The 6,885-nt window shown below is 58.8% G+C and carries 4 protein-coding genes; 2 read left to right on the forward strand and 2 right to left on the reverse strand.

Annotation, left to right across the window (positions count from 1 at the left end):
* Window positions 1-97 precede the first annotated feature (97 nt).
* Together AKG11_RS29120 and AKG11_RS29125 are read left to right on the forward strand one after the other, a co-directional pair.
* Window positions 98-823 carry a response regulator gene (locus AKG11_RS29120; protein ID WP_050746450.1) on the forward strand — a complete coding sequence of 242 codons (726 nt, stop codon included), beginning with the start codon at window positions 98-100 and terminating at the stop codon, window positions 821-823.
* On the forward strand, window positions 823-2,208 hold the full coding sequence (locus AKG11_RS29125; RefSeq protein WP_245290270.1) for an ATP-binding protein: 1,386 nt from the start codon (window positions 823-825) through the stop codon (window positions 2,206-2,208). The genes AKG11_RS29120 and AKG11_RS29125 overlap by 1 nt, the downstream gene beginning before the upstream one ends.
* A gap of 178 nt (window positions 2,209-2,386) precedes the next feature.
* Here the strand turns inward: AKG11_RS29125 and AKG11_RS29130 are convergent, their stop codons facing one another.
* Both AKG11_RS29130 and AKG11_RS29135 read right to left on the reverse strand, forming a co-directional pair.
* Window positions 2,387-3,397 (reverse strand): RuBisCO large subunit C-terminal-like domain-containing protein, encoded by a 1,011-nt coding sequence (locus tag AKG11_RS29130; RefSeq protein ID WP_082342762.1) that lies wholly within the window; start codon window positions 3,395-3,397, stop codon window positions 2,387-2,389.
* A gap of 16 nt (window positions 3,398-3,413) precedes the next feature.
* Complete coding sequence (locus AKG11_RS29135; protein WP_197284033.1) at window positions 3,414-6,587, reverse strand: bifunctional diguanylate cyclase/phosphodiesterase; 3,174 nt, start codon at window positions 6,585-6,587, stop codon at window positions 3,414-3,416.
* Window positions 6,588-6,885: the final 298 nt, after the last annotated feature.

Genomic DNA, 6,885 nt, shown 5'->3' on the forward strand with positions numbered 1-6,885 from the left:
GGCCTGAATTGTATCCGTCTGTCGCAAGGACAGGGAGTGCGACAGACGGATACGCAAAATTCCTCCCGCTTGCTGCAACGGCAGGCTATGTAAGGGCATGACTGATCTATCGCCCCATATCCTGGTCGTGGACGACCATCGCGAAATCCGCGATGCGGTGACGCGATATCTGGAAAAGAACGGGATGCGCGCAACGCCTGCTCGCGATGCCGCGGAAATGGACGTGGCTCTGAAGGCCGGAAGGTTCGATCTGATCGTTCTCGATGTGATGATGCCAGGCGAGGATGGGCTTTCCGCCGCGCGGCGCGTTTCGGCCAGCGGCGGCCCGCCGATCCTGATGCTCAGCGCCTTGGGCGAGGAGACCGACCGCATCGTTGGTCTGGAAATCGGCGCCGACGACTATCTGGTGAAGCCTTTCAATCCGCGCGAACTCCTGGCGCGGATCAAGGCCATCTTGCGACGTTCTGACCGGCCCGAGCCCATGGCTGGTACTCTTGGTGGGCGCAAGCTGGCCTTCGCAGGTTGGGTGCTCGACACCGATACCCGCGCCCTCACGCATCAGGACGGGCGTGAAGTCAGCCTGACAAGCGCCGAGTTCAAGTTGCTGACCATCTTTCTGGAACGCCCGCGCTTCGTGCTGTCGCGCGATCAGCTGTTGGACCTGACGTCCGGCCGGGTAGCCGAGGTTTTCGACCGCACCATCGACAACCAGGTCAGCCGCCTGCGCCGCAAGATCGAAGATGACGCGGCAAGCCCCAGGATCATCGCCACCATTCGGGCGGGTGGCTACAGCCTTGCGACCGATGTCCGAGAGGTGAATTGATGCGGCTTGCCCCTCGCAGCCTGACCGGGCAGTTGGCACTGTTGATCCTGGTCGCCTTCCTGGTGGCCCAGTTCATAAGCCTCTGGCTTTTCACGGGTGAACGCGGGACCGCCTTGCAAGCCAGCCTCAGAGTCGAAACCGCCGAGCGGGCAGCGGCGGTCGTTCTCGCACTGGAAGCCGCCGAACCGGAAAATCGTCCGGGCGTCCTTGCCGCGGCCCGCTCGCATCAAGCGCAATTCGAGGTGGGAGAGAGCGCGATCAGTTTGAAGGAAACTGAGCTACCGGCGGTCCGATCCAGGGTAACAGATGTGCTGGGAAGCCCGCGCGAGATTCGTGCCGAAGAAGTCGGGATCTCCCCGCGCGACGGCCGTCCCATGACGCCTCCTGCCGCGCTTGCCTGGTTGCGTGACCGGCTGCTGGCCGCAGGCGTGGCTCCAACCGAACTTCGCCTGTCCGTGCTCTTGAAGGACGGGACCTGGCTCAATGTCCGCTCCCGCAACGACCGCCGGGATTTCCAGCTCCCTCCGGCTATCCTGGGCACTATTCTGCTTTCGTTGGCGCTGATCATGGCAGCGCTCTGGCTTGGACTGCGCCGGATCACCGGCCCGCTGCGACACCTTGTTAAGGCGGCGGAAGAGATGGGGATCGACGGTCCGGCATTTTCCATGCCGCGCGGCGGGCCCGACGAGGTGCGCGCACTGTCCGACGCGATGGAGCGGATGCAGGCACGCATATCCGGCATGGTTGCCGACCGGACGCGAATGCTGGCGGCGCTCGGTCACGATCTTAGGTCGCCCATCACGGCGCTGCGCCTGCGGGCGGAGATGGTCGATGATGACGAGACGCGAGAGCGCATGGCAGCGACGCTGGATGAAATGCAGGACATGGTCGAGGCGACGCTGGCCTATGCCCGTGGCGTCTCGCCTGACCAGCCGATGGAACCGACGGACATTTCGCGACTGCTCCTGGATCTGGCCTCCGAACTGAGCGAAACCGGTCCGCAGGTGGTAACCGGCACGATGGAACCCGTCACCTTGCCGCTTCGGCGGACGCCGATGCGGCGCGCCTTGCGCAACCTGATAGAGAATGCCCAGCGTTACGGGGGCGAAGCGGTCATTGGTCTCAGTCGAATGGGCAGCGATGTCGTCATTTCCATCGACGATACAGGACCGGGCATACCCGATGCGGATCTCTCCCGCGTCTTCGAGCCGTTTACACGGCTTGAACAATCCCGCTCTCGTGAGACCGGGGGTGTCGGGTTGGGTCTCCCCATTGCGAGAGCCATACTGCACGCGCATGGCGGAACGGTGGAGTTAACGAACCGGGCCAAGGGCGGCCTGCGGGCGACCATTACACTGCGAGGCGCGGTTGCACGAGAGGGGTGACGCGGCTGCGTTTTTTCAGATTGGGTCAATCGGGATTCCAAATCTGTTAAAATAGAAAATACGTGAGCTCAATTTTGTTGCCACCACACAGAAGGACCTCAACAACTGCTCCGTCGCGAATAAAATGGGACTGCTAGTGGCTCATAATTGATGCGGGGTTCTCAAGGCGGAATGGCCGTCAGGCATGGACGGCGGCGACCAGGCGGCGGCAGGCATCGACCAGGTTAGGCTCCTGCAGCAGCGCGCCGCCGATCAGATACATGACGTCGTCACCATAGGCCTCTCGCATTTCGGGCACACGGCTTAAGGTCATGCCACCACCCGGCGCGGCAACGATCGCCTTGGGTCCCCCAATGTCGGCCGCACAAGCCCTCGCAATCGACAGGCACTCTTCGCGAGTAAAGCCGAAACGCCCACCGAAGTTCGGGTAGATGGCAGCGTCCACACCCATCAGCCGGTGCAAGGTGCCGAAAAAGCTGCGGTGCGAGAAGCCGCAGTCGGGTGAGACGACATTCGCGCCGGAAAAGGCGGGGTGGGAGATGATGGGAAGCGAGAAGTCCGAATCCTCCGCCAGCGCACGGATGGCGTCGTAGCCGGCCAGTGCCGGGGCGATCATCACGGCACCCGCGCCAGCTTCCTGCGCTCGTCTTGCGCGCTCGACGAGTGATGTCGTTGGCCCGGTAATGTTGGGGACAAAGCTTGTCTGGCCGCCGGATTTCGCGTTCGACTCGCCGACGGCCTCGACGCAGGCCCGCAACCGCTCTTCGAACGGAGACGTCTTCTGATCGACGAGGCCGTGATCGTCCTTCACGAAATGCATGCCGCCGAGCGCGAAGTCATGGGCGAGACGAGCCAGCTGTGCTGTCGACAGGCCCACGGGCTTGATGGCAGACATCAGAAGGGGTGTGTCACCTATGCCCGCCCTGGCGCGAAGTCCGGCAATGCCGTGACGCGGGCCTTTGCAGAGCGCCAGCACGCCGGGTGAGGGGCTGATGTCTTCCACCTTCAGGCCTGGCTTGATGGAACTGTTGCCGAAGACAATATTGAGGAACTGAAGGAAATCCTCCCCCATGTCGTCGTCCGAGTAGGAGATTTTGGCCAGATAGCCCGGCCTGCCGTAAGGGTCCTTGTCGAGCGCCTCCAGTCGGCCGAGGATCTCGTCCTCGACATAGTCGTTCCGTCTGACCAATCAATTGTCTTGAAGCTCAGGCAGTTTGCAGCAACGCTTCCCCCGTGATTTCCGGCACCTTCTCGATCAGCTCGGAAATCTTGGCTTGCGACAGCGGCCTCGACATCAGGAAGCCCTGGATCTCGGAGCAATGGTCGGCCGTCAGCAGGGCGAGTTGTTCGTTTGTTTCGACACCTTCCGCTGTTACGCTTAAGCCGAGTGCGCGACCAAGGCCGAGGATTGCTTGAACGATCGGCCGCGCACTTTCTCGCGTACCCAGATCGCTGATGAAGCTCCGATCGATCTTGATGACGTCGAAGGGGAAATTGCGCAAATAGCTAAGCGAAGAGTAACCAGTGCCAAAATCGTCCATGGCAAGTTTCACGCCCATGGCCTTCAACTCGTTGAGCACTTCAATCGCCCGCTCAGCATCTTCGAGCAAGACGCCCTCGGTGATCTCAAGTTCCAGAAGTTCACCCTTCAGACCGGAGCGGCGAAGGCAATCCCTGACCTTGTCGACGAATTTTGTATCGCGAAACTGCACTGGCGAGACGTTGACCGAAACGCCGATCCCGGACCAGTTCGCGGCAGCCTCACATGCAGTGTCGAGGATCCAGTCCCCGAGCGGCACGATTAAACCATTTTGCTCGGCCAATGGTATGAAGTCACATGGCGGGATGCGGCCGCGCTCCGGATGCGCCCAGCGAACCAAGGCCTCGACACTGCGCATTTGACGGGCACGCGTATCAAAACGCGGTTGGTATTCAAGGAAGAAATGGCCGGCGGTCAGGCTATGGCGCATATCCTCCGTCATCTTACGCTGCAACATGATCTTGTCGTTCATCTCAGCAGCAAAATAACTGAACTGCCCGCGTCCGGATTGCTTGGAGCGGTAGAGCGCCGTATCAGCGGCACGCAGGAGCTCATCCGGCGTTGTGCCGTCCATGGGCGCAATCGCCACTCCAATCGACATGCCAACTGTCAACTCACCGCTTTCATGGCGAATGGGCGCACCGACTGTTTCCATAAGCTTCATGCAGAACCGTTCGACCGCCTCGGCTGGCATTCCGGGCGCTGCAATGACGAATTCGTCGCCGCCCACGCGTGCGACCATGTGATCAGCGCGTATGGCACGCCGCAAGCGATCTGCAACGGCCCCCAAAACCAGATCGCCAACATGATGACCATGAGTGTCATTGATTGGTTTGAAGCGGTCCAGATCGACGTAGAATACCGTCATGCTTGCCGCAGCGCTCGCCAGAGCGATTTCCATGAAAGCTACTAATTTTGTCCGGTTCGGCAGGGAGGTACCCGAATCCAAATGGGCCTGCCGTTTTGCATCCTCAAAAGCCTCGGCAAGCGCGACGTTTGAAGTCACATCAGTCGCGTATTTAATCACTTTGCGAGGGCAACCATTCAGGTCGAGGATTGGATTATAAGAAGCCTGTATCCAGATCTCCCTACCGTCGTTACCGAGCCTTTTGTACAGGCCTGCGTGATATTGCCCACTGCGAAGTGTCTCCCAAAACAGGGAATACTCGACGCTCTTGGCATAGGACTTTTCGACGAGCTCTGAATGATGCTTCCCGACCACGTTGTCACGCTCAAAGCCGAGGGTCGAAAGGAAGTTGTCGTTGACCGCCAATATGATACCGTCAAGTGCAAGCTCTACGACGCCTTGCGACTTGTTGATAGCCTCGATCTGTCCCTCGTAATCGGCCTGTCTCAGCCGTTCGGCGGTCACGTCAACTGCATATTTGACAATTTTGAATGGCCGGCCCTCCATGTCGAGGATCGGATTGTAAGTCGCCTGTAGCCAGATCTCGCGACCATCTTTGCCAATACGCTTGTACTCACCCGCTTTATGTCGGCCCAAGCCAAGCTCGCGCCAGAAACTGCGATATTCGTCAGAGTCTGCTGCATCGGCAGAGACAAACATGCTGTGATGTTGTCCGTAGACCTCGCCAAACCTGTAGCCGGTGAGTTCCAAAAAATTATCATTCGCATCGATGACAGTCCCATCAAGTGCAAACGAGATCACACATTGCGCCTGATTGATCGCTGCAATCTGTCCCTGATATTCAGCCTGCAGAAGACGTTCTTCCGTTACAACCGAAGCGAACTTGACCACCTTGGACGGAACACCGTTTGCGTCAAAGATCGGATTGTAGGTTGCCTGAAGCCAGATCTGGCGACCATCCTTGCCGACGCGCTTGTAAAGGCCGGATTGATGCTCACCGCGTCTCAGCGCATGCCAGAACTGATTATAGGCCAAACCATGGGCCTCAGCGCCATCCACAAGTATCCGGTGGTGACGGCCTGCGATTTCCTGAAGGCTGAAGCCGACCGCGTCGAGGAACTTGTCGTTGGCATCGAGGATCGTGCCGTTCATTCCAAGCGTTACCACACAATTGGACTTGTGGATGGCATTGATCTGCCATTCATAATCGGCTTGTCGCAGTTTCTCAGCCGTCCGATCTGTGGCGAATTTCACAATCTTGATGGGCCGGCCAGCGAGATCAAGAACAGGGCTATAAACGGCTTGTAACCAGACATCCCGGCCAGACTTGTGGCGCCGGCGATACTCACCCGACTGATGCTCCCCTCGCCCAAGCGAAGCCCAGAAATCACGGTAGTCCTGGTGGCTGGCAAAGTCAGGATCGACAAACATCGAGTGATGTTGCCCTAGAACCTCGGACAGCGAGTAACCCATCGTCTCGAGGAAGAGCGTATTGGCATCAAGAACATGGCCATCGAGAGAAAACTGGATAACGGCTTGGGAGTTTCCGATCGCTTCGATCTGGCCACGCTCGTCTGCGATCTTCTCTTGCTGGTCAGTCAGATCCGAGATGATCTGCACAACCTCGAAGTCGTCGTCAGAGGGTATACCGATTGGCACAAACGTCATGTCGAGCCAAAGTTCCTGGCCCGTCTTCGTCAACCAGAACCGCCCTTCACGATGGGTCTCTCCATCCAGGATTCGGTCCCAGGCGCCCGTCTGCAAGAGTGGCGTAGCACCTGGACGTTCAAAGAGCGCGGCACTCGAGCCAACAATGTCCTCGAGCTCGTGTCCGAGCAAGCGGACGAAACGGTGATTGGCCGAATTGATGCGTCCCCTGCGATCATAACGGACCGTCGCGAATAGCTGATTGAGAGCCCTGAGCTCTGCCGCAACCGTATTGTCGTATCGCCGTTCGTCCATTGCAGACATGCCTTCGCAATCCATCCAAACACAGGGCAAGCCAGGACGTGAATACCCGGCATTCGTCGAGGGCTGCCTTCCTTTGCAACGACCAGACGCGGAACCATGACACCAGTCGGCGATGCCGCGTGCCATCTTTAGTAACTTTGATGCGCGCGGTGCTCGAAAACCGATTCGATCAAAGTTAGCTCTTTAAAGTCTAATTTTAATTTAAAATATGCGACTAGGTGGTAAGCATCCGAGGAGCGCCGCCTTGAGCGGTTGAGATGAATCTGTCGTTTTGTCGCTATGGACAGGCATAAGGACA

The sequence above is a fragment of the Shinella sp. SUS2 genome (assembly GCF_001262505.1).
Classification (GTDB): domain Bacteria; phylum Pseudomonadota; class Alphaproteobacteria; order Rhizobiales; family Rhizobiaceae; genus Shinella.